This is a genomic window from uncultured Clostridium sp. (genome assembly GCF_963527835.1).
In the GTDB taxonomy this organism is placed as follows: Bacteria; Bacillota; Clostridia; order Clostridiales; family Clostridiaceae; genus Clostridium.
The window spans coordinates 1-23,451 of record NZ_CAURTC010000039.1; the positions used below are offsets into that span (position 1 = coordinate 1).

Genomic DNA, 23,451 nt, shown 5'->3' on the forward strand with positions numbered 1-23,451 from the left:
AGCTTTTAGCTGCTTAATCCTCTTTTTAAATGTCCTTGACATAGGGTCCATTTTATAAATACAGGCTTCTTTTTTAGATTATAATCTTTTAATATGTAAAAAGGATTATAAATTTATTGCCAGTTAAATACGTAAGGAATATTTCTGTAATGATCTCCATAATTTAATCCATAACCAACTACAAAAAGATCTTCAATTGTAAAACAACAATAGTCAGGTTCAATTTCAACTGTTCTTCTTGATGGTTTGTCAAGTAAAACACAAGTTTTAACTGAAGCAGCACCTAAAATTTTTACGTGATTAACAACAAAATTCATTGTTATACCAGTGTCGATGATATCATCAACAATAAGAACATCATATCCTTCAATATTATCAGGAATATCATTAATTACTTTAACTTTTCCTGAAGATATTTCATCATGACCGTAGCTTGAAGTAGTCATAAAGCCTATTTTAGTTTTTGTATCTATTGCTCTAACTAAATCAGCTGCATATATAAAGCTACCTCTTAATAAAGATAAAACATAAAGGTTTTTATCTTTATAATCTTCAGTGATAACTTTACCTAATTCTTCTATTCTAGCATCAATTTTTTCTTTAGAAAAAAGTATATTACGCTTTTTATTATCCATGCCATTCTGTTGTTAAAATCTAAAATCATAACAAAGATTTAACAACAGGTCACCTCCTCTAATATATCTCATTATGTTTCTTTAAAGTAGTTTAATAGTATAAAATATTAGGAATATTGTCAAGATGGATGTCTCATTATTTTGATGGTTTATTTACAAGGAAATATTAATAGTATAAAATTATATGAAAGTTCTTAAGATAAGATTGAACTAATTTATTATTTATGAAATTATAGTAAGGTTAATTTGATGATAACTTGTATATATGATAAGTTATAATGATAATGTGGAAATTAACAAAAAGCATAAAATATAAAAATTCACTTTGTTGTTGTACAAGAAATTATATATTCTTTTAAAATTTAAAGGAAGAATTAAATGTAATCCTATACGAAAAGTTAGCTCAGAATTTAAAGGTTAAGGAATAAATTAATTGGCTTTCACATAGCAATATTGAATTTCCACTAACAAAGAATAGCATAGTAGTGTTACTCTAATACACATTAAAAACAAAGTGATAAAATTAAAGTTTGAGGTGATAATTATAATGATAGAGGGAAATATTGATGGAATAAAAAATTCTATTTTAAGTGAATTAGAAAAAATACATTCTATTAGAACTTCTAAAGATGAAGTATGTAACATAGAAATCTTAAATATAATTGCTAGGGTATCAGCAAATATTGAAAGAGAAGTAAGTGTAGCAATAAATAGAAAGGGTAATGTTACGTCAGTGGCTATTGGAGATTCTACATCGGTTGAAGTGCCTTTAATAGACATAAGTGAAAAGCGATTATCAGGGGTTAGAGTTATACATACTCATCCTAATGGCTATTGTAATCTTTCTGCATTAGATGTGACTGCGCTTTTAAAATTAAAATTAGATGCTATTGTATCAGTTGCTATAAGTGAAGAAGGAGAAATAAGAGATTTTTCATTAGGTCTTCTTAGACTTTATAACAATAAGTTAGAATATGATGAAAGTATGAATCTATCTTTAGAGGAAATTACGTCTATAAATATATTGGATAAGATTAAGTTTATAGAAAATCTAATAAAAGTTAATGATGTTATAGAAGAAACTGGTGAAAAGGCAATATTAGTAGGTTCTGATACAAAAGAAAGCTTAGAAGAGTTAGAGGAACTTACAAAAGCTTGCAATATTCCAGTGTTGCAAACTGTATTTCAAAGCAGAAATAAAATTGATCCTTCATTCTTTATAGGAAGAGGAAAAGTATTAGAAATAGCTTCTATCAGACAAATAGAAAGAGCTAATGTAATAATATTTGATGATGAATTAACAGGATCACAAGTTAGAAATTTAGAAGCAGCTTTAGGAGCAAAAGTTATAGATAGAACTACATTAATTCTTGAAATATTTGCAACAAGAGCTAAGAGTAAAGAAGCAAAAATACAAGTTGAACTTGCGCAACTTAAATATAGATTAAGTAGATTACATGGATTAGGTACAATACTTTCAAGAACAGGTGGTGGTATTGGAACTAGAGGTCCTGGAGAAAAGAAGCTAGAAACAGATAGAAGACATATAATGGAAACTATCTATGACTTAAGAAAAGAGCTAAAAAGAATAAAGAAGACGAGAGAAGTACAAAGAGAAAAAAGAAATAAAGAAAGTATTCCTAAGGTGTCACTTGCAGGTTATACTAATGCAGGAAAATCAACTTTAAGAAATGTTCTTTGTGATTTATCAGCAAGAAAAGATACTGTAGGAAAAGAGAAAGTATTTGAAGCAGATATGTTATTTGCAACACTTGATACTACAACAAGAGCTTTAACATTAAAAAATAAGGGGTTAATTACATTAACAGATACAGTTGGGTTTGTTAGAAAATTACCACATGATTTAGTTGAAGCATTTAAGTCAACATTAGAAGAAGTAATATTTTCTGATATCTTATGTCATGTAGTTGATGTATCTTCAGAAACTGCAATAGAACAGTATAAAGCAGTAAATGAAGTATTAACAGAATTAGAGGCAATTGATAAAGAAACAATATTAGTTTTAAATAAGATAGATAAAGCAACAGAAGAACAAATAAATAACTTTATTAAATTTATAGAAAATGATGAAACTAATAAAGAACAAGTAATGATAAAAATATCTGCTAAGCAAGGAATAAATTTAGAAGAATGTTTATCATTAATAGAAGAAAAACTTCCTTATAATTATAAAAAGGCAGAATATTTAATTCCTTATGATAAAAGTAATATGCAATCATTTTTACACAGAAATGGTAGAGTCTTAGAAGAAGATTATAGAGATAATGGAACATTTATGATTGTTGAAGTTGATGATGAAGTATATAACAAAACTAAGGAATATGTTTTAAATGTACTAAGCTAGTAAATAATTCATAAAATTTAAGAGCTGATTTATTAAAAAATTCTTAGGTAAAATAGAATGGAATCTAAAAATAGATATAAAAAATAATAAGTCTATTTTAAAATGTTTTATGCAAAGATTCCATTTTAAAACTAAGAATTTTTTTGTTTTTTAAGAAATTATAAAATATAACAATTCTTTAAATGATTATTCATTTAAGTTATAATAATTAAATGGAGAAAAGGAGCGAATTATAATGTTAAAATTAATATTAGAATATCAAAAGTCATTTCAAAAGTTAATAAATGATTTAAAAGTTAATAAGAAAGTTTTAGCTATATTTGCTTTCGGAAGTATAGTAAGTGGAGATCTATGGGATGAGTCTGATATAGATTTATTTGTTTTATATAAAGATAATTTCAATGAAATTAGGGATGTATATTCAGAAATATTAGGAATAGATGTTCATATGAAGTTATTAAGCAAAGAGAACTTTCTAAACTTATATAAAAGTGATGGAAAAAAAGGTTTTGCAAGAAATATATTATTATCTTCTAAAATTGTATTTTCAAGAGATGATGAAATAACTTCAACTTTTAATGAAGCAAGATATAGTTTAGATAAACATATTGAAAAATGGAATTTAGTTTATTTAGGAAAACTTATAAAAGATCTTAGAGTAACTAAAAAATATTTACATAATGACAGTGTATTTACTTCATATGAAATTTTAATAAGAGCTTTGGATAGCTTTTCAAAATTATATTTAAATTTAAATGGATATACAGTGAGTAAAGATGCTGTTAGGATGGCAACAAATTTAAATGATGATTTTAATAATATTATAAATGATTTATTTTATGAGCCAATGTCAAAGGAAAGTATAGAAAACACATTAGTGTATATTGAAAGATTTTTAGAGTTAAACATAGTTGCATCAACTAAAGCTTTATTAGAATTTCTAAATGAAAAAAGAACTTTTCTAAGTTCATATGAAATAAAAAATGATGTGAGATTTAAAGAGTTTGATATAAAAATAGAAGATATATTAAAAGAATTACTAAAGAGAAATTTAGTAAAAAAAGATATAAGAAAATTAGATATAGAAAATAGTAAAAAGTTAATCAATGAAAATGTATATTCATGCAAAAATTATAATTTTTAGATTTATAGAGGGTTTTGATAATGGGGGAATATATTAAATTATATAAAGAGATGGAATTTAAAGAAGAGATACCTAAGTATATGCAAATATCTAATTTTACAAAAAGTTTAATAGAGAAAAGAGTAATAAAAGATAAAGAAAAATTGCCTACAATAAGAGAGTTATCAAAGGTTTTAGGAGTTAATTCAGTTACTGTTGTTAATGCATATAAAAAACTAAAAGCTGAAGGATATGCTTATCAAAAAGTTGGCAGTGGAACATATGCAAAAGTAAAGGAATTACCTAATATATTTAGAAGAGAGTATTTAAATACATTAAAAAAATTAAGAATAGATGAATTACATAATATAGTTGATTTCACAGGGGAAACTAATACTGAGGTACTATTTCCAATAGAAGATTTAAAAGAAATTATAGATAAGGTTTTAGATAGGGATGGTGCAAATGCACTTATATCTAATAATTCATATGGTTATAAGAATCTAATATCAACAATAAATAATGTTTTCTGGGACAATCAATTAAATGAAGAAGATATACTTATTGTATCTGGTGCTCAACAAGGTATAGATATAGTTTCAAAAGGTATTTTAAATATAAATGATAATGTAGTAGTAGAAAAACCTACTTATGGAGGTGCATTATCGGTATTTAAGTGGAAAAAAGCTAATATTTTTGAAGTGCCAATAAAAGAAGATGGAGTAGATTTAGATAAGTTTGAAAAAATACTTAAAAAAAATAATATAAGATGTTTTTATACTATGAGTTATTTTCAAAATCCAACAGGAGTTAGTTACAGTCTAGAAAAAAAGAAGAGAATTTTAGAATTAGCAGAAATATATGATTTTTATATAATGGAGGATGACTATTTATCTGAACTTATATATGAAAAATCAATAAAATACATTCCTTTTAAATGGCTAGATAGAAATGAAAGAGTTATCTATATTAAAAGTTTTTCTAAAATATTTTTACCTGGAATAAGACTTGGATATTTAGTTGCACCTGAAATTTTTAGAGAAAGTCTTCAAAATTCCAAATTTAATACAGATATAACTACTTCAAGTCTAATGCAAAGAGCTCTAGATATATATATATATGAAAGCAAGTGGAAGGAAAACATTAAAGCTTTAAATATTGAATACAGTAAAAGATATAAGACAATGCAAAAAATATTAGATAATGATTTTAAAGATTTGGTAAGTTATGTTGATCCTAAAGGAGGATTAAACTTTTATCTAACCCTAAAGGATAGTAAAATGAATTCTAAAGAATTATTTTTAAGACTAAGAAAAAAAGGGGTATATATAACCCCAGGAATAATGTTTTTCACATCTCACAAAGATGGAAAAAATACATTTAGAATAGGTTTTTATCAAACTGATGAAAATAAAATTATAAAGGGGCTCAATATTTTAAGAGAGGAGTTAATTAAGTGTCATATATAACTATAAGAAATTTTGGTGAAGACAGATTTGAAGAAAAGAAATCTGAATTTATAGGATATGCAAAACGTGTGGAAAGCGAAGAAGAAGCTAAAGCCTTTGTTAGTGAAATAAAAAATATGCATAAACAAGCAAGACATAATTGCTGGGCATATGTTATAGGTGAAAATATGAATATTCAAAGATATTCTGATGATGGTGAACCTCAGGGAACAGCAGGAATACCTATATTAGAAGTTATGAAAAAGAGCGGTATAACTGATTGTGCTGTAGTAGTAACCAGATATTTTGGTGGAGTTTTGCTTGGAACAGGGGGACTTACTAGAGCTTATACTAAAGGTGCAAGTATATCAATAAAGTGTGCTGGAGTAGTTGAGAAAGTTGTAGGATTAAAATTAAGTCTAGAAATGGATTATGATTTATTTGGAAAAGTTCAATATATATGTGCACAAAATTTATGGCATATAGAAGATACTGAATATACAGATAAAGTGATAGTTCATATATTAGCGGAAAAAGATATTATAGAAAATATGGAAAAAGAAATGATTGAATGTAGCAGTGGAAAAATAATAATATCTAAGAGCGATGAAGAAATATATTTTAAAGAAGAAAATAGATTATATAAGTGTATTTAGTTTACATATTATAGCAATTGCTTGAATAGCAATCGTTGTTATGATATAATTTTTGGTGATTTTTATATTAAAGTATATATTAAAATAAAGGTAGATTAATTATATTATTGTAATTGAAAATCTATATTAATAATTAATGTTTATTTAGATTTGTTAATACAATTTATATACTTAAATTAAAGTAAGGAGGAAAACAATATGTCAGGACACTCAAAGTGGCATAATATTCAAGCTAAGAAGGGTAAAACAGATGCAAAAAGAGGTAAGATCTTTACTAAAATAGGTAAAGAATTAATGGTAGCTGTTAAAAATGGTGGACCTAGTCCAGAAATAAATAATAGATTAAGAGATATTATTGCAAAAGCAAAAGCTGCGAACATGCCTAATGATACTATAACAAGATCAATTAAAAAGGCATCAGGTGAATTAGGATCAGTTAATTATGAAAACATAATTTATGAAGGTTATGGCCCTAGTGGAGTAGCTGTAATTGTTGAAACACTTACTGATAATAAAAATAGATCAGCTGGTAATGTAAGAAGTGCGTTCACAAAAGGTGGCGGAAACATGGGTACATCAGGATGTGTAGGATTCATGTTCCAAGAAAAAGGTGAACTTGTAATCGAAAAAGCTGACAAAGACGAAGATGAAATGATGATGCTTGCATTAGATGCTGGCGCAGAAGATTTTAATAGCGATGAAGAAGAAGTATTCGTAGTAACAACTACACCAGAAGATTTCGGAACAGTAAGAGAAGCTTTAGAAGCAGCAGGAATTGAGTTCTTAGAAGCAGATGTTAAAATGATTCCAGATACATACACAGCAATAGATGAAGCAGATTCTAAGAAGTTCCAAAAGATGTTAGACTTGCTTGAAGATGATGAAGACGTTCAAGAAGTGTATCACAACGCTGAGTTCCCTGATGGATGGGAAGAATAGAACTTATTTAGATTTTGTTCTAATAAAATGCTAAGTAATATTACATTGAAATAAGAACACCTTTAATATCAACAAGAATTCATATTGATATTAAAGGTGCTTTTTTATTAAAAATTAGGTTATGTTTTAGCAAAATGTTGATATATGCATAAGAAAAGCTGGACTGAGTAATTAAATTTAGGAATACTAAAATATCAACTATTTATTAGCCAATTCTTTAACTAAATTTTTATCTACTAATAGATCACTACAGTCAATTTTATCAGGTCTTGTAAGTAATGATGCACTTTTAAGATATATACATCCATCTATTATTTTACTAGAATCAACTTCTTTAGTTGGATCCTCTTCATAAACTTCTTCTAATTCTTCATATTTTGTTAATACAACAACTCTTCTACAAGCATCATCATATTGATCAAATATGTTAAAAAAGCTATTGTATGTATCAAAAGATTTTACTGATGTAACTACCTTTAAATATAAATTATATTCTTTAGCAGCATCTAGTGCATTAATATAATTTTTATCCATATAAATTTATCCCCTTTTTATTATTTATGTTTTTACAAATACATAAGATATTATATCATATAGCATTATAAAAATATTAAAAATATTATATAGAAAGTACTTAAAAAGTTATATTTCATGTTATTAGCATACACATAAAGTAATATATAACATAAAAAATCATTGGTTTATAAAAGTATATTTTTCTATTAAATTTTAAAAATTAGTATATTAATAAGATGACTTTTCATTGATAAAATTCTTTTAAATGAGATGTTTATACATTTTATAAGTACTTTTTACAACAAAAAATTTTTTTGAAATATTGAACTTGTTACAAGTTATTTAAGAAAAAATGGTAAAAAATCTAAAAAATAGTAGCAATTAAAATAAAAATATAGTAAAATGTACAATAGCATAAGATTAAGGATAGCTAAACTAAAAGTTAAGTATTTGTAAGAATTTCTAAGAAAACATACAAGTTTTAAAACAAATTTTTAGCCTTTTTATATATGCTTACTTAAAATAGAAGACTATAATTAATTAAATAATAAAGTGTTATTTTTATAGAGAAAGGTTGTGATGTTAGGGTTGGAAAATAAGCTGAAACTATACGGCTTTAACAACCTCACCAAAACACTTAGCTTTAACATCTATGATGTATGCTATGCAAAAAGTGAGCGAGAGCAAAAGGAGTATATTGCTTATATTGATGAGCAATACAATTCGGAAAGACTTACAAATATTTTGTGTGATGTGACGGAAATAATAGGTGCTCATGTGCTTAATATTTCAAAACAAGATTATGATCCACAAGGTGCTAGTGTAACGATACTTATATCAGAAGAGACCCTTGCTGTGAAAGAAATAGATAAATCATGTAATCTTGGACAAATTGATATTTTAAAGACAAGAGATACTATTGTAGGGCATTTGGATAAAAGCCATGTAACGGTACACACTTATCCGGAATATCATCCAGATAATTCAATTGCTACTTTTCGTGTAGATATTGATGTATCTACTTGTGGAGAAGTATCTCCACTAAATGCATTAAATTATCTCATTGGGAGTTTTGATTCAGATATTATAACAATTGATTATCGTGTTAGAGGATTTACACGAGATGTTGATGGGAAAAAGCTCTTTATAGATCATAAGATAACATCAATACAAGATTATATTGATGAAAACACGTTAAAGAAATATGATGCGATGGATATAAACGTGTATCAATCAAATATATTTCATACCAAAATGTTAATTAAAGAAATTGAACTTCAAAATTACCTTTTTAACAGAGATGTTTATGAAATCAAACCTAAACAAAGGCTTGAAATTGAAAATAATTTGCGTAAAGAGATGATAGAGATTTTCAGTGGAACTAATATATATTGATGAGGGGGATTAATGATATGAAAGATAAGGAATCTCACTCAAAGGCTCCAATTTATGAAGCTTTGATGAAATACAAGAAAGCAAGAGTTGTACCTTTTGATGTGCCAGGACATAAGCAGGGGAGAGGAAATCCCATGCTTAAAGAATTTTTAGGTGAACAATGTTTATCTGTTGATGTAAATTCAATGAAGCCTTTAGATAACCTTTGTCATCCAGTATCAATTATAAAAGAAGCTGAATGTCTTGCGGCAGATGCTTTTGGCTCTAAATATGCTTTCTTTATGGTAAATGGAACAACCTCAGCAGTGCAAGCTATGGTTATGAGCGTTTGTAGAAGAGATGAAAAGGTTATAATGCCTCGTAATGTGCATAGAAGTGCAATAAATGCGTTGGTAATTAGTGGTGCTATACCAGTTTATATAAATCCAGGTGTTAATAAAAAATTAGGAATACCTCTTGGTATGTCTGTTGAAGATGTAAAAAGAGCAATTAAAGAAAATCCAGATGCTAAAGCTGTACTTGTAAATAATCCAACTTACTATGGAATTTGTTCAAATTTAAAAGAGATTACTAAATTAGCTCATGAACATGGAATGTATGTTTTAGTAGATGAAGCGCATGGTACTCATTTTTATTTTGGAGAAGATATGCCAGTATCAGCAATAGAAGCAGGTGCAGATATGGCAGCTGTTAGTATGCATAAGACAGGGGGATCATTAACACAAAGTTCATTTTTACTTTTAAATTGTGATTTACGTGTAGGATATGTGAGACAAATAATTAATTTAACGCAAACAACAAGTGGTTCGTATCTTTTAATGTCATCATTAGATTTAGCAAGAAGAGACCTTGTACTTAATGGAAAAGAAATTTTTAAAAAGGTAAAGAATCTTGCTCAGTATGCTAGAGATGAAATAAATAAGATAGATGGATATTATGCATTTTCAGAAGAATTAATAGATAATGATGCGGTTTTTGATTTTGATAGAACAAAATTATCTATTTTTACTAGAGACATAGGACTTGCTGGTATAGAAGTATACGATATTTTAAGAGATGAATATGGAATACAAATAGAGCTTGGAGATATTGCTAATATACTTGCAATTATATCTGTTGGAGATGGGGCTTTAACTATAGAGAGATTAATTTCAGCGTTATCAGAAATTAAGAGATTACACTCAAAAGATAAGGCAGGTATGTTTGATCATGAATATATAAATCCAGAAGTTATATTTACGCCTCAAGAAGCTTTTTATTCACCTAAGATTTCTATACCCATGAATGAAAGCTCAGGGAAAATATGTGCTGAATTTGTAATGTGTTATCCACCAGGAATTCCTATTCTTGCACCAGGTGAAAAAATAACTAAAGAAATTTTAGATTATATAAGTTATGCAAAAGAAAAAGGATGTTTTTTAACTGGAACAGAAGATGCAAAGATTGAGAATATTAATGTTGTGGAGGAAGAATAATGGAATTATGGTATACGGAAAAACATACTGAAGATGTTAAGTTTTCTATAAGAGTTGATAGAGAGTTATATACAGAGCAAAGTAAATTCCAACGAATTGATATTTTAGAATCTAAAGAGTTTGGGAGGTTCTTTACTTTAGATGGATTAATGATGGTGACAGAAAAAGATGAATTCATTTATCATGACATGATAGTCCATGTTCCTATGGCAACTAATCTTAATATAAAAAATGTTTTAGTTATAGGTGCAGGGGATGGAGGAACTATAAGAGAGCTAACAAGATATAAGAATATCGAAAAAATAGATATGGTTGAAATAGATGAGAGAGTTGTTGAAGTATGCAAAAAATATCTACCTAAAACAGCATGCAAGCTTGAAGAAGAAAGAGTAAATATTGTATATGAAGATGGATTGAAATTTGTTCGTAATAAAGAAAATGAATATGATTTGATAATAGTAGATTCAACTGATCCTTTTGGACCAGGAGAAGGTTTATTTACTAAAGAATTTTATGGAAATTGCTATAAGGCATTAAGTGAAGATGGAATATTAGTTAATCAACATGAAAGTCCATATTATGAGTATTATGCAAAATCAATGAAAGATGCTCATGAAAAAATACAAGGATTATTTCCTATAAACAAGGTATATCAAGCACATATTCCAACTTATCCATCAGGACACTGGTTATTTGGATTTGCTTCTAAAAAATATGATCCAATTAAAGATCTTAATGCAGAAACTTGGAATAGCTTAGGAATACAAACAAAGTATTACAATACAGATCTTCATGTAGGGTGCTTTGCATTACCTACTTATGTGAGAGATATGCTTAATGAAGATAAAGAATAGGTATAAAGATATAGAAAAAATATGTTTACATAAATGAATTGGAGGAATGAAAAATGGGAAGAGCTTTAATTATTGGTGCAGGTGGAGTTGCGAGTGTGGCAATTCATAAATGTTGTCAAAATTCTGATGTGTTTGAAGAAATCTGTATTGCAAGCAGAACATTATCAAAATGTGATGCTTTAAAAGCTAAATTAGATGGTGGAAAAACAAAAATACAAACAGCTAAGGTAGATGCAGACAATGTAGACGAGCTTATTGAACTTATAGAGAGATTTAAACCAGATGTTGTAATAAATCTTGCACTTCCATATCAAGATTTAACTATTATGGATGCATGTTTAGCTACAAAAACTCATTATGTAGATACAGCTAATTATGAACCTCTTGATACTGCAAAATTTGAATATAAGTGGCAATGGGCGTATAAGAAAAAATTTGAAGAAGCGGGAATAATAGCTTTACTTGGTAGTGGATTTGATCCAGGTGTTACAGGTGTTTTCAGTGCTTATGCACAAAAGCATTATTTTGATGAAATTCATTATATAGACATAGTTGATGCAAATGCCGGGGATCATGGTTATCCTTTTGCAACTAATTTCAATCCGGAGATTAATATTAGAGAGATTACAGCTGACGGAAGCTACTGGGAGAATGGAAAGTGGGTAGAAACAAAGCCACTTGAATTAAAGGAAAGTTATGATTTACCACAAATAGGACCAAAGGATATTTATTTATTACATCATGAAGAGTTAGAATCTTTAGGGCTTAATATTAAGGGGATTAAGAGAATTAGATTTTGGATGACTTTCTCAGAAAAATATTTAACTCATTTAAGAGTTCTTGAAAACGTTGGAATGACTTCTATTGAACCTATAGAATTTGAAGGACAAAAAATAGTTCCATTACAATTTTTAAAAGCTGTTTTACCAGATCCAGCATCATTAGGACCAAGAACTAAGGGTAAAACTAATATAGGATGTATATTCCAAGGAATAAAGGATGGAGAAGAAAAAACTTACTATGTTTATAATATATGTGATCATGAGGAATGCTATAAAGAAGTAGGCTCACAAGCAATTTCTTATACAACAGGGGTTCCAGCTATGATTGGTGCAAGCATGATATTAAAAGGATTATGGAATAAACCAGGCGTTCATAATATTGAAGAATTTAATCCAGATCCATTTATGGATGAATTAAATAAATGGGGATTACCATGGCAAGAAGATTTTAATCCAACTTTAATAAAATAATTTATGTTTTAATGAAGTATTAATATATGAATAAGTAAAGTGGGCTGAGTAATTGAACTTAGGAATTCTCAAAGTCCAATTACAATGCCACTTTTCCTATTGTATATATTAATCCTGTTTTTAAAGCATATTTTGGTAATTTTAATCTGGAAATATATATAAAAATAAAGAGTTTTTTTGCAATGATGAAGAAAAAAATTTCTTCATCATTCTTGATATAAGAAACAAAAATATATTTATCTAAGAATATTTTAGAATAATAAAAGAATTTAAGAATTTGCATATTTTATAGAATTTCTCAATCATTAAAGGCTCGTAAAATCTAAGATAAGTGAAATATTAGTTAAAAATTGATAGTGCAGCTACTTTGTTCTAGCATAACTACATTTTTATTTTAACTGAAAAGGGGGAAATACTATTGTTAAATAATATAGATTTAAATAAATTGCCATCACCATGCTACTTGGTTGATGAAAGGCTTTTGAAGAAAAACTTAGCGAAATTGGATTATGTTCAAAAAGAAACTGGTGCAAATGTTATTCTTGCAACTAAAGCTTTTTCTATGTATTCTACATTCTCTTTAATAGGAAAGTATTTAAAAGGAGTTACGTCAAGTTCACTTTTTGAAGCTAGACTTGGATATGAAGAAATGGGGAAACAAGTACATATATTTTCTCCAGCATATAGAGAAGATGAATTTGATGAAATAATGAAATATTGTGATCATATAGTTTTTAATTCTTTTAATCAATGGAAACTATATAAAGATAGAGTTAAAAATTATAGTGGAAAAAAAATAGAATGTGGAATTCGTATAAATCCAGAGTATTCAGAGATAGAAAAAGATATTTATAATCCTTGTTTTGAAAATTCAAGAATGGGAGTTACTTTAGAGAATTTTGAAAGAGAAGATCTTGAAGGAATAGATGGACTACATTTTCATACTATGTGTGAACAGAATTCAGATACATTAGCTAGAACAATTAAAGTTATTGATGATAAGTTTGGTAAGTATATAAAAAATATGAAGTGGATAAATTTTGGTGGAGGTCACCACATAACAAGAGAAGATTATAATATGGAAATTTTAGTAGAGACAATTTTATATATGAAAAATAAATATGATGTTGATATTTATCTAGAACCAGGTGAAGCGGTAGCACTAAATAGTGGATTTTTAGTTTGTACTGTTTTAGATGTAATAAAAAATGGAATGAATATTGCAATAGTAGATACATCAGCAGCTTGCCATATGCCGGATGTACTTGAAATGCCGTATAGACCTCATATTATAAATTCAGGTATGTCTAATCAATATGGTTATACATATAGATTAGGTGGACCAACTTGCCTTGCTGGAGATATAATAGGAGATTATTCTTTTAAAGAGCCCTTAAAAGTAGGAGATAAGTTAGTATTTTCTGATATGGCAATTTATTCAATGGTTAAAAATAATACTTTTAATGGAATAAATTTACCTGCTATAGTTAAATATAGTGATGAAAAGGGTATAGAAATTATAAAGAAATTTGGATATAAGGATTTTAAATCACGTTTATAGAAATATATAAATTTAATAAATAAATTTATAAGCTATAAAGGATTAAATTATGTTTTATGGTAGAAAGGATTTAAGAATTTATGAATAAAAATGTAGAAACTTTTATAGGTTGTAATAACAATTACGATGAATCAAAAATAGTTGTTTTTGGTGCACCATTTGATTCAACAACATCGTTTAGACCTGGAACGCGATTTGCTAGTAAAGCAATGAGAAGTGAGTCTTTTGGAATTGAAACTTATAGTGTTCATCAAGATAAAGATTTAGAGGATTTAGCAGTTTTTGATGGAGGAGATTTAGAGCTCAGTTTTGGAAATCCAGAAAAGGCACTAAATGATATTGAAAAATTCACAGAAAAAATAGTTAATGATAATAAAATACCATGCATGATTGGTGGAGAACATTTAGTCACATTAGGTGCATTTAAAGCTATAAGCAAAAAATATCCAGAGGTTCATGTTATACATTTTGATGCACATGCAGATTTAAGAAATAATTATTTGGGACAAAAACTATCTCATGCAACAGTTATGCATAGAGTATGGGATATAGTTGGAGATAATAAAATATTTCAGTTTGGAATAAGATCTGGTGATAGGAATGAAATCTATTGGGGAAGAGATCATGTTTTTATGAATAAGTTTAATTTTAATCAACTTGAAGATATTGTTGATAAATTAAAAGGAAAACCTGTCTATTTTACATTGGATTTAGATGTATTAGATCCATCAGTATTCCCAGGTACAGGAACTCCTGAGGCTGGTGGAGTTACGTTTGTGGAGTTATTAGATGCTATATTTAAAGTAAGCAAATTGAATATAGTGGGGATGGACGTAAATGAACTTTGTCCAATATACGATCAGAGTGGAAGTTCAACAGCATTAGCATGCAAAGTATTAAGAGAATTGTTACTTTGTATGTATTAATAATAACTTAAAACAAAAAAAGTGTAGATTAATGAATTGTATTTCATTAATCTACATTTTTTTACTTATAATTTATATAAAACTTAAGGTATAGTTATTGTTGAGCTCATCCTAATTTGTTAGCTGTTAAAATAGCAGCATATACATCATATGCTGTAATGTCAAATGGCATATTGTGAATAGTTTCACCTTCAGCGCAACAAGCTTCAGCTACTCTCATTATATCATCTTTATCGATATTTTTAATTCCCATTTCAGATAGATTAGTTGGAAGTCCAATTGATCTACAGAAATTTATAACTTCTCTGATTTCTTCAATAGGTGCATTTTCTAGTACTAGTTGTGTAATAGTACCAAATGCAACTTTTTCTCCATGATATAAGTCGTGACATTCTTTCAAAATTGTAAAGCCATTGTGTATGGCATGTGCAGCAGCTAGTCCTCCACTCTCAAATCCCAAACCACTTAATAAGGTGTTTGCTTCTACTATGTTCTCAACTGCTTTAGTAACAACATTGTTATTAACAGCAAGTTTTGCTTTATATCCTTCTGATAATAATGTTTTGTAACATGCGTGAGCTAATGTTTCAGCAGCTAATGTTATATGTCCTCCAGCTAAATTCAAGCTATTTGCTCTTCTACAAGCTCTTGCTTCAAAATATGTTGCTAATGCATCTCCCATACCGGAAATTAATAATCTTGATGGAGCATTAACAATAATTTTTGTGTCTACTAAAACAACATTAGGATTTTGTTTTAATAATAAATATCTATCGAAAATACCATTGTCTTTATAAATAACAGATAATGCACTACAAGGCGCATCTGTAGAAGCTATAGTAGGAGTTATTACTACTGGAACGTTTTCATAATATGCAACAGCTTTAGCAGTATCTAGTATTTTACCGCCACCTATTCCTATGACAACATTACAGTTGTTTTCTTGAAATGAATTTTGCAATCTTTTTATCTCAATTTCAGAACATTCTCCATTAAATATCTCGAATATTAAATTTGAATCACTATTAGAAAAGCTATCTTTTATAGTATTAGAAACTCTTTTCATTCCAGAGGTACTAATGATTACAAAAAAGTTATCTCCTAAATTACTAGTATGTCTTGCTATATTTTCAAGTTCGCCATTTCCTTGAACATATTTACTTGGTGAAATGATGATATTTGCCATAACTACTCCTCCTAAAATATATGAAATAATATAAGTATAGTATATCATATATAATTAAAAATATGGTTTATATTACAAATTTTAATAATTTAAATATTTTAATATAAGTTTACTCTTAATACTTTTAGTACATATCTTATAAAAGTTAATAAAATATTAAGCTAAATTATAAATTTGACTAATAAAAGCTTAAAAATAAAATAAATGTTAAAAGATAAATAAAAAATAAGATTTAAAATGATGAACAAATTAAAAAGCTCAAGAAATGTAAAGAAAAATGTAAAAATGACGATTATATAGATTAAAGATAATAATATGTTTAGAAAGGTGTGATTATTTTGAATAGTAATAGTATAAAGGTAAACACCATTCAAAAGAAATTACTTGTAAATATAACTTTAATGGTATTAATTCCTATAATAATATTAGGAATTATGGCAACTATGCTTACTATAAAATCTAATAATAAAAATTTTGAATTTAATTCAAATACTTTAGCCAATATAGGTGAGAGCATTATAGCTGATGAAATTAATTATCATAAAGATATTTTAAATTCATTAAGCCATTTAAATTCATACTCATCTATTGATGATGAGTATGATTTTTTAAGAAAACAATTTAAACTATTAACCCAATCGGATGAAAATATATTGAATATATATTTTACTAACACTGATGGTAAAATAGTTCAATTACTAGACAATGAAATACCTGCGGATTTTGATCCAAGAGAAACGGAATGGTATAAAAAATCAAAAGAAAATACATATGAATTTTTTATTCAAAATCCATATGTGGATATAATAACTAATAAAAATGTTATAACAATATCAAAGGCTATTATTAATGATGATTTTAGAGGGGTAATATCTATAGATATAGATTTAAGTTCTTTATCTGAAGAATTATCTAATATAAAATATGGACAAACAGGTGATACTGTAGTTGTTGATCTAACAGGAAAAATAGTATCTTCTATTGATCCTAGCGAAATAGGCACAGATGAAGCAACTAAATATAGTACTTGGAATTATATATGTAACAATGATTCTGGACAAACTATGGTACAGCATAATAACAAAAAGTATAAAGCATATTTTATGACATCAGAAGAAACAGGGTGGAAAATAGTAGTCAGAATACCAAATGATGAATTTAGGGAAACTGAAAGATTTTTTGTTGTATTAATTTGTGTTGCTATAGTTATATTAACAATAATTAGCTCATTATTTTGTTTAAAGATTTCAAAAAAAATAGGCGGAAATATTAAGAAAATAAGAGAAGGACTTGATAAGGCAGCAAATGGTGATTTTAGAGAAGAAATAAGCGTAGATTCTAACGATGAATTTTTAGTACTAGCTCAAAGTTTTAATGATATGAAAAATAATGTATATGAATTAATTAAAGATGTAGATAATTCATCTAACAATGTAAATACTACAGCTATAAATTTAGCTAATATGAGTGAAGAAGTATCAGCATCAATGCTACAAGTAAGTGAAACTATTAATGAAATATCTAGAGGCACAATGGAATCTTCAAGCAGTCTTGAAGATGTATCTGGTAAGGTAGAAAACTTATCAAAGCAAATAGATAATATATCTAAAATTACTAACAATGTTAATGAAATGGCAATGACAACAGATAATTTAAGTAAGCAAGGTATTGCTACAGTAGAAACTGTAATACAAAAATCTTATGAAACTAAGATAAGTACAGAAGAAGTTAAAAATGTAGTTACAGAGGTTTCTAATAGTGTAATAAAAATAGGTGCTATGAATGAAACTATAAGTCAAATAACAGAACAAACCAACTTACTTGCTTTAAATGCTGCAATAGAGGCTGCAAGAGCAGGGGAATCAGGAAGAGGTTTTGCTGTAGTGGCAGAGGAAATAAGAAAGCTTGCTGAACAAACATCCGGATCAGCTAAACAAATAGATGAAATAATAAAAGATATAAAAGATAAATCTATATTGGCAGCTAAGACAGTGTCTAAAACTAGTGATACAGTAAAAGGACAAGAAGAAGCTGTACAAGCATCACAAGGGATTTTTACAGATATATTAGCAGCTGTAGAAAATTTATCAGATAGTGTAAAAGAAATATATGATGGAGTAGGATACATCAACACAATGAAAAATGGTGTTGTAGATCAAGTACAAAATTTATCGGCGATACTTGAAGAAACAGCAGCAGGTTCAGAAGAAGTAGCTGCTTCAGCAGAAGAAGTTACAAGAGCTACAGATGAATTTGTAGAAAACTCAAATAACTTAAAAGATTTATCAAATAATCTTAAGGAAAAACTAGATAAATTTGAATTATAAACTTAGAATAAATTTGAATATTGAATTTTAAAAAGTTTTTATTAAATTAACTTTAATTAAGGGGAATAAGACATTACAAGTCTTATTCCTTTTATATTTAATGAGAATTTTATGTGCATTTATAGAAATGTATAAGATAAATTAGTATAATAGCATCTATACTAATTTATTTTATAATAAGGATACTTAATTGTTCATTTAATATTTTAGTATTATTAATAATGAATAATTTAGATAAAAATATAGAGTTGAAAAGGTGAATAAAATTCATGAGAAAATTTAAAAGAGTATATATAGAAATAACTAACGTGTGCAATTTAGAATGTAACTTTTGTCCTAAAACAACTAGAAAACTAAAATTTATGGACGAAAAATCATTTGAACATATTTTAAAATCTGTAAAACCTTATAGTGATTATGTTTATTTTCATCTAATGGGCGAACCATTTTTAAATTGTAATCTTGAAAAATTTTTAAGTTTAAGTGATGAGTATAAGGTAAAAGCGAATATCACTACAAATGGAACACTAATAAATAATGTAAAAGATATATTGATTGAATCACCAGCACTAAGACAAGTAAATATTTCACTTCATAGTTTTGAAGCTAATAATAAGGAAATAAGATTTGAAGAATATATAGAGAATATAATAGGGTTTTGTAAAGAAGCTACAGAAAAAAGTAATATAATTTGTTCATTAAGATTGTGGAATTTAGATACAAGATATAAAGCAAGTAATAATATGAATATAGACATATATAGTGTTCTTGAAGAAAGATTTAAATTAGACTACAACTTAAAAGATATACTAAGGGAAAAAAATAGTGCTAAACTTTCTAAAAATGTATATTTAAGCATGGGTGAAAAATTTAAATGGCCATCAATCAATAGTGAGGAGTTAGGAGAAAGAGCTTTTTGTTATGGATTAAGAGATCAAATAGGGATATTAGTAGATGGAACAGTTGTACCATGCTGTCTAGATAGTGAAGGTAACATACCACTTGGAAATATATTTGAAAGTGATCTAGAGAAAATATTAAACTCTAAACGAGCTAAAGATATGTATAATGGTTTTTCAAGAAGAGTTGCAGTAGAAGAGTTATGCAAAAAGTGTGGCTTTATAAATAGGGTGAGATAATATTTATTAAAAATATCATAATATCTAAAAATAACAATAATGTGAATAAATATGATAAATTTGGTCGATGCTCCTAGTAAGGAGTGATGAATATGAAATACAACAAGAAAAAGTTATCTGTTATATGTATTTTAATGTTAGCAATTATATTTTCTTTAACTTATTATTTAGTAGATAAATCTATTAATAATAAAAATTTACTTCAAACTTCACAAGAAAAAGTTAACACAGATGTTGAGATAAATAAACTAGAAGATAGTGTTAAGGTAGCGCTGTTTGCTGGCGATAAAAAAGAGAGTGACATGACTGTTGCTCAAATAAAACAACAGTTAAATATAGATGGTGATCTAACTAAAGAGGAATTAATAAAAATACTAAAAAATAGTGGTTATGCGTTAGATCTTACATCAAATAATCAAATTATGTTTAAGAGAGATACTTCAAATGCATTAGAACCTAATAAATATTATATTGGTGAAAAAGATGGATATTTAGCTATATATCAGACAGATGAAAAAGGTACTGCATCTATAAAAAAGAGTGAAGATGTTTTTTTAGATAATAAGCCAATAGAAAATTTGCGTGATGTAGATAAGTCTAAAATAAAGAATTTTGAACTTAAATACAATACAAAAGATGAAGCCGAAGAAAGTGTATCTGAATTAATATCATAATATTTATGTTTTAAAGGGTTATACTATTGTTAAATTTTATTTTAACAATAGTATAGCTTTTTTGCTTGTATTTTTAATTGAAAGATTTCTTAGAAAATGGTAAAGTATAAGTTAGGTTTCAAATGCAAAAAAATAATAATACGCCACACCATTATTCCTGCACTATGTTTGGAAATGGTGTATGGTTAAAAAAATCGATGGCTCAAAAGTCGCCTTGACGATTTTTTATTTTAAACTATAGGGGGATTGTTTTGGATGTATGAATATATAAAAGGTGAATATATGGGAATAAATAAAGATTATATCATTATTGAAAATAATGGAATAGGATATAAAATATTTACTTCAGGTGCAACCATGTCTTCAATGCCATGCTGTGGTGAAAAAATAAAATTATATATTGAACAAATTGTAAGAGAAGATTTTATTGGATTATATGGTTTTGAATCTTTAGAAGAGTTGGAAATGTTTAAATTGTTACTTTCGATAAATGGTGTTGGAGCTAAAGCAGCCTTATCATTATTATCTATAAGTCGTTTAAATAATTTAAAGTATGCAATAATTACTGGAGATGAAAAACATCTTTGTAGAGGTGCAGGCATAGGTAAAAAGACAGCTGCTAGGATTATTTTAGAATTAAAAGATAAGTTAAAATCAGATGAATTACTAAATTGTATAGATGAATTTGATGATGTAACACAAGACAATTCTCTTGCTGTTTCAGAAGCACTAAGTGCATTAATTTCTTTAGGATATACAGAAAAGGAAGCAGAAAAAGTACTTAAAGATGTGGATAAATCTGAAAGTGTTGAAAATATTATAAAAAGTGCATTAGTTAAACTAATGGAATAAAATAAAGTATTTAGTATATAAGTGGGGGTGTGTTTATGGAAAGAATAGTAACTCCAGCTGAAATGTTTGAAGATGGAAATTCTGAACTTAGCTTAAGACCTCAAAAAATAAATGAATATATAGGTCAAGATAAAGTAAAAGAAAGATTAAATATATTTATAGAAGCGGCTAAAAATAGAAAAGAAGCCCTTGATCATGTACTTTTATATGGTCCACCTGGACTTGGAAAAACTACTTTAGCCAATATTATTGCCAAGGAAATGACTGGAGATTTAAAAATAACATCAGGTCCAGCAATAGAGAGAGCAGGAGATTTAGCAGCTATATTAACGACACTAAAAGATTATGATGTTTTATTTATTGATGAAATACATAGATTAAATAGAAGTGTTGAAGAAATTTTATATCCTGCTATGGAAGATTATGCATTAGATATTGTTATAGGCAAGGGCGCGGCTGCTAAATCTATAAGACTTGATTTGCCAAAGTTTACATTGATAGGTGCAACTACTAGAATAGGAATGCTAACATCTCCGCTAAGAGATAGATTTGGTGTACTTTGTGCAATGGAATATTATGATGAAAATCAATTGAAAGAAATTGTAATAAGAAGTGCGGCTGTATTTGGATGTAAAATTACTGAAGAGGGAGCTTTAGAAATTGCAAGTAGATCTAGAGGTACTCCTAGAATAGCTAATAGACTATTAAAAAGAGTTAGAGATTACTCAGAAGTAAAATCTAATAAAGTAATTTCTTTAAAAGAAGCAAGAGATGCATTAGAATTACTAGAAGTAGATAATCAAGGATTTGATAAGGTTGATAATAAAATATTAGAAGCAATTATAGATAATTTTAATGGAGGTCCAGTTGGAATAGAGACTTTATCTTATTTTATAGGTGAAGAATTAGGTACAATTGAGGATGTCTATGAACCATATTTACTTCAAAAAGGATTTATAGTAAGAACTCCAAGAGGCAGAATTGCAAGTGATAAAGCTTATGAACATTTAGGAAGAGTTAATAATAAAAACAATAATTCAAATAAAGGACAAACAAGTTTTTTTAATAGTTAGGAGAAGCGATAACAATGAACGTAAAAGACTTTGATTTTTATTTACCAGAGGAATTGATAGCTCAACATCCTTTAGAAAAAAGAGATACTTCAAGACTTATGGTTTTGGATAAAGAAACAGGTGAAATATCTCATAAGAATTTTTATGACATTATAGATTATTTAAATGAAGGTGATACTTTAGTATTAAATAATACAAGAGTAATGCCAGCTAGATTAATTGGTGAAAAAGAGGGTACCGGTGGGAAAATAGAATTCTTATTACTAAAAAGAGTAGAAAAAGATAGATGGGAATGTCTAGCTAAACCTGGAAAATCAGCAAGAGTAGGCAGAAGGTTTACTTTTGGAGAAAGCAAGTTAAAAGCAGAAGTGGTAGAGGTTAAAGATAATGGTAACAGAATAGTAGAATTTTATTATGAAGGTATATTTGAAGAAGTGCTTGATTCATTAGGAGAAATGCCATTACCACCTTATATCCATGAAAGATTAGAAGATAGAGAAAGATATCAAACAGTATATTCTAAAGAAAATGGATCAGCAGCAGCACCAACTGCAGGCCTTCATTTTACTGAAGAATTATTGCATAAAATAAAAGATAAAGGTATTAATATTGCTTATGTAACTTTACACGTTGGTCTTGGAACATTTAGACCAGTCAAAGTTGAAACTATAGAGGATCATGAAATGCATTCAGAATATTATCATCTTTCAAAAGAAGATGCTGAAGTAATAAATGCAACTAAAAAAAGAGGTAATAGGGTTATTTCAGTGGGTACAACATCTACTAGAACTCTAGAAACAATAGCAGGTGAAGATGGCAACATAAAAGAAACAAGTGGTTGGACTAATATATTTATATACCCAGGATATAAATTTAAAGTGGTTGATAGATTAATAACTAATTTCCACTTGCCAGAATCTACATTGATAATGCTTGTCTCAACTTTAGCAGGAAAAGAACATGTAATGAATGCATATGAAGAAGCTGTAAAAGAAAGATATAGATTCTTCTCATTTGGAGATGCTATGTTTATAAAATAATGATGATTTTTGAG

20 protein-coding genes are annotated in these 23,451 nt (G+C 27.6%); 17 read left to right on the forward strand and 3 right to left on the reverse strand.

Going from position 1 to position 23,451, the window contains the following annotated elements; genetic code table 11:
* Positions 1-113: 113 nt before the first annotated feature.
* Positions 114-635: a hypoxanthine phosphoribosyltransferase gene (hpt, locus tag RYM86_RS15215; RefSeq protein ID WP_315081544.1), complete on the reverse strand. Its 522-nt coding sequence runs from the start codon at positions 633-635 to the stop codon at positions 114-116.
* A gap of 547 nt (positions 636-1,182) precedes the next feature.
* On the opposite strand from hpt, the gene hflX reads away from it, so the two are divergent.
* From hflX to RYM86_RS15240, 5 genes are all read left to right on the forward strand, one after another.
* Complete coding sequence (gene hflX, locus RYM86_RS15220; RefSeq protein WP_315081545.1) at positions 1,183-3,000, forward strand: GTPase HflX; 1,818 nt, start codon at positions 1,183-1,185, stop codon at positions 2,998-3,000.
* A 235-nt stretch (positions 3,001-3,235) separates the two neighbouring features.
* Entirely contained in the window at positions 3,236-4,144 is a 909-nt protein-coding gene (locus tag RYM86_RS15225; RefSeq protein WP_315081546.1) for a nucleotidyltransferase domain-containing protein, read from the forward strand.
* A gap of 20 nt (positions 4,145-4,164) precedes the next feature.
* Complete coding sequence (locus RYM86_RS15230; protein WP_315081547.1) at positions 4,165-5,592, forward strand: PLP-dependent aminotransferase family protein; 1,428 nt, start codon at positions 4,165-4,167, stop codon at positions 5,590-5,592.
* On the forward strand, positions 5,580-6,227 hold the full coding sequence (locus RYM86_RS15235; RefSeq protein WP_315081548.1) for a YigZ family protein: 648 nt from the start codon (positions 5,580-5,582) through the stop codon (positions 6,225-6,227). Before RYM86_RS15230 ends, RYM86_RS15235 begins: the two co-directional genes overlap by 13 nt.
* A 198-nt stretch (positions 6,228-6,425) precedes the next feature.
* Positions 6,426-7,166 (forward strand): YebC/PmpR family DNA-binding transcriptional regulator, encoded by a 741-nt coding sequence (locus RYM86_RS15240; protein ID WP_315081549.1) that lies wholly within the window; start codon positions 6,426-6,428, stop codon positions 7,164-7,166.
* A gap of 198 nt (positions 7,167-7,364) precedes the next feature.
* Here the strand turns inward: RYM86_RS15240 and RYM86_RS15245 are convergent, their stop codons facing one another.
* Positions 7,365-7,700, reverse strand: a complete 336-nt coding sequence (locus RYM86_RS15245; RefSeq protein WP_315081550.1) for a hypothetical protein — start codon at positions 7,698-7,700, stop codon at positions 7,365-7,367.
* Positions 7,701-8,258: 558 nt separating this feature from the next.
* Between RYM86_RS15245 and speD the strand changes: the two genes are divergently transcribed.
* The 6 genes from speD (at position 8,259) to speB (ending at position 15,146) form a co-directional block, all read left to right on the forward strand.
* Positions 8,259-9,077 carry an adenosylmethionine decarboxylase gene (gene speD, locus RYM86_RS15250; protein WP_315081552.1) on the forward strand — a complete coding sequence of 273 codons (819 nt, stop codon included), beginning with the start codon at positions 8,259-8,261 and terminating at the stop codon, positions 9,075-9,077.
* 17 nt (positions 9,078-9,094) lie between these two features.
* Positions 9,095-10,552, forward strand: coding sequence for an aminotransferase class I/II-fold pyridoxal phosphate-dependent enzyme (locus tag RYM86_RS15255; protein ID WP_315081553.1), 1,458 nt, complete (start codon positions 9,095-9,097; stop codon positions 10,550-10,552).
* Entirely contained in the window at positions 10,552-11,406 is an 855-nt protein-coding gene (gene speE, locus RYM86_RS15260; RefSeq protein ID WP_315081554.1) for a polyamine aminopropyltransferase, read from the forward strand. Before RYM86_RS15255 ends, speE begins: the two co-directional genes overlap by 1 nt.
* 53 nt (positions 11,407-11,459) lie before the next feature.
* Positions 11,460-12,659 (forward strand): saccharopine dehydrogenase family protein, encoded by a 1,200-nt coding sequence (locus RYM86_RS15265; RefSeq protein ID WP_315081555.1) that lies wholly within the window; start codon positions 11,460-11,462, stop codon positions 12,657-12,659.
* Positions 12,660-13,077: 418 nt separating this feature from the next.
* Positions 13,078-14,220, forward strand: a complete 1,143-nt coding sequence (gene nspC, locus RYM86_RS15270; protein WP_315081557.1) for a carboxynorspermidine decarboxylase — start codon at positions 13,078-13,080, stop codon at positions 14,218-14,220.
* Between the two features lie 80 nt (positions 14,221-14,300).
* Complete coding sequence (gene speB, locus RYM86_RS15275) at positions 14,301-15,146, forward strand: agmatinase (protein WP_315081559.1); 846 nt, start codon at positions 14,301-14,303, stop codon at positions 15,144-15,146.
* Between the two features lie 106 nt (positions 15,147-15,252).
* Here the strand turns inward: speB and RYM86_RS15280 are convergent, their stop codons facing one another.
* Complete coding sequence (locus RYM86_RS15280; RefSeq protein ID WP_315081560.1) at positions 15,253-16,332, reverse strand: glycerol dehydrogenase; 1,080 nt, start codon at positions 16,330-16,332, stop codon at positions 15,253-15,255.
* 329 nt (positions 16,333-16,661) lie between these two features.
* On the opposite strand from RYM86_RS15280, the gene RYM86_RS15285 reads away from it, so the two are divergent.
* The 6 genes from RYM86_RS15285 to queA all read left to right on the forward strand — a co-directional run bounded on the left by RYM86_RS15285 (position 16,662) and on the right by queA (position 23,437).
* On the forward strand, positions 16,662-18,659 hold the full coding sequence (locus RYM86_RS15285) for a methyl-accepting chemotaxis protein (RefSeq protein WP_315081561.1): 1,998 nt from the start codon (positions 16,662-16,664) through the stop codon (positions 18,657-18,659).
* 269 nt (positions 18,660-18,928) lie between these two features.
* The gene (locus RYM86_RS15290; RefSeq protein ID WP_315081562.1) at positions 18,929-19,798 is read left to right on the forward strand and encodes an SPASM domain-containing protein; all 870 of its coding nucleotides are present in this window, start codon (positions 18,929-18,931) and stop codon (positions 19,796-19,798) included.
* A gap of 92 nt (positions 19,799-19,890) precedes the next feature.
* Positions 19,891-20,472, forward strand: coding sequence for a hypothetical protein (locus tag RYM86_RS15295; protein WP_315081563.1), 582 nt, complete (start codon positions 19,891-19,893; stop codon positions 20,470-20,472).
* A 255-nt stretch (positions 20,473-20,727) separates the two neighbouring features.
* Positions 20,728-21,324 carry a Holliday junction branch migration protein RuvA gene (gene ruvA / locus RYM86_RS15300; RefSeq protein WP_315081565.1) on the forward strand — a complete coding sequence of 199 codons (597 nt, stop codon included), beginning with the start codon at positions 20,728-20,730 and terminating at the stop codon, positions 21,322-21,324.
* A gap of 35 nt (positions 21,325-21,359) precedes the next feature.
* Complete coding sequence (gene ruvB, locus RYM86_RS15305; RefSeq protein WP_315081567.1) at positions 21,360-22,397, forward strand: Holliday junction branch migration DNA helicase RuvB; 1,038 nt, start codon at positions 21,360-21,362, stop codon at positions 22,395-22,397.
* Between the two features lie 14 nt (positions 22,398-22,411).
* Positions 22,412-23,437 carry a tRNA preQ1(34) S-adenosylmethionine ribosyltransferase-isomerase QueA gene (gene queA / locus RYM86_RS15310; RefSeq protein WP_315081568.1) on the forward strand — a complete coding sequence of 342 codons (1,026 nt, stop codon included), beginning with the start codon at positions 22,412-22,414 and terminating at the stop codon, positions 23,435-23,437.
* The last annotated feature ends 14 nt before the right edge of the window (positions 23,438-23,451 follow it).

Bases quoted from the DNA above. Each gene is read 5' to 3' on its own strand.
- hpt (WP_315081544.1), bottom strand. From the start codon at position 635: ATGGATAATAAAAAGCGTAATATACTTTTTTCTAAAGAAAAAATTGAT.
- hflX (WP_315081545.1), top strand. From the start codon at position 1,183: ATGATAGAGGGAAATATTGATGGAATAAAAAATTCTATTTTAAGTGAA.
- RYM86_RS15225 (WP_315081546.1), top strand. From the start codon at position 3,236: ATGTTAAAATTAATATTAGAATATCAAAAGTCATTTCAAAAGTTAATA.
- RYM86_RS15230 (WP_315081547.1), top strand. From the start codon at position 4,165: ATGGGGGAATATATTAAATTATATAAAGAGATGGAATTTAAAGAAGAG.
- RYM86_RS15240 (WP_315081549.1), top strand. From the start codon at position 6,426: ATGTCAGGACACTCAAAGTGGCATAATATTCAAGCTAAGAAGGGTAAA.
- RYM86_RS15245 (WP_315081550.1), bottom strand. From the start codon at position 7,700: ATGGATAAAAATTATATTAATGCACTAGATGCTGCTAAAGAATATAAT.
- RYM86_RS15255 (WP_315081553.1), top strand. From the start codon at position 9,095: ATGAAAGATAAGGAATCTCACTCAAAGGCTCCAATTTATGAAGCTTTG.
- speE (WP_315081554.1), top strand. From the start codon at position 10,552: ATGGAATTATGGTATACGGAAAAACATACTGAAGATGTTAAGTTTTCT.
- RYM86_RS15265 (WP_315081555.1), top strand. From the start codon at position 11,460: ATGGGAAGAGCTTTAATTATTGGTGCAGGTGGAGTTGCGAGTGTGGCA.
- speB (WP_315081559.1), top strand. From the start codon at position 14,301: ATGAATAAAAATGTAGAAACTTTTATAGGTTGTAATAACAATTACGAT.
- RYM86_RS15280 (WP_315081560.1), bottom strand. From the start codon at position 16,332: ATGGCAAATATCATCATTTCACCAAGTAAATATGTTCAAGGAAATGGC.
- RYM86_RS15290 (WP_315081562.1), top strand. From the start codon at position 18,929: ATGAGAAAATTTAAAAGAGTATATATAGAAATAACTAACGTGTGCAAT.
- RYM86_RS15295 (WP_315081563.1), top strand. From the start codon at position 19,891: ATGAAATACAACAAGAAAAAGTTATCTGTTATATGTATTTTAATGTTA.
- ruvA (WP_315081565.1), top strand. From the start codon at position 20,728: ATGTATGAATATATAAAAGGTGAATATATGGGAATAAATAAAGATTAT.
- ruvB (WP_315081567.1), top strand. From the start codon at position 21,360: ATGGAAAGAATAGTAACTCCAGCTGAAATGTTTGAAGATGGAAATTCT.
- queA (WP_315081568.1), top strand. From the start codon at position 22,412: ATGAACGTAAAAGACTTTGATTTTTATTTACCAGAGGAATTGATAGCT.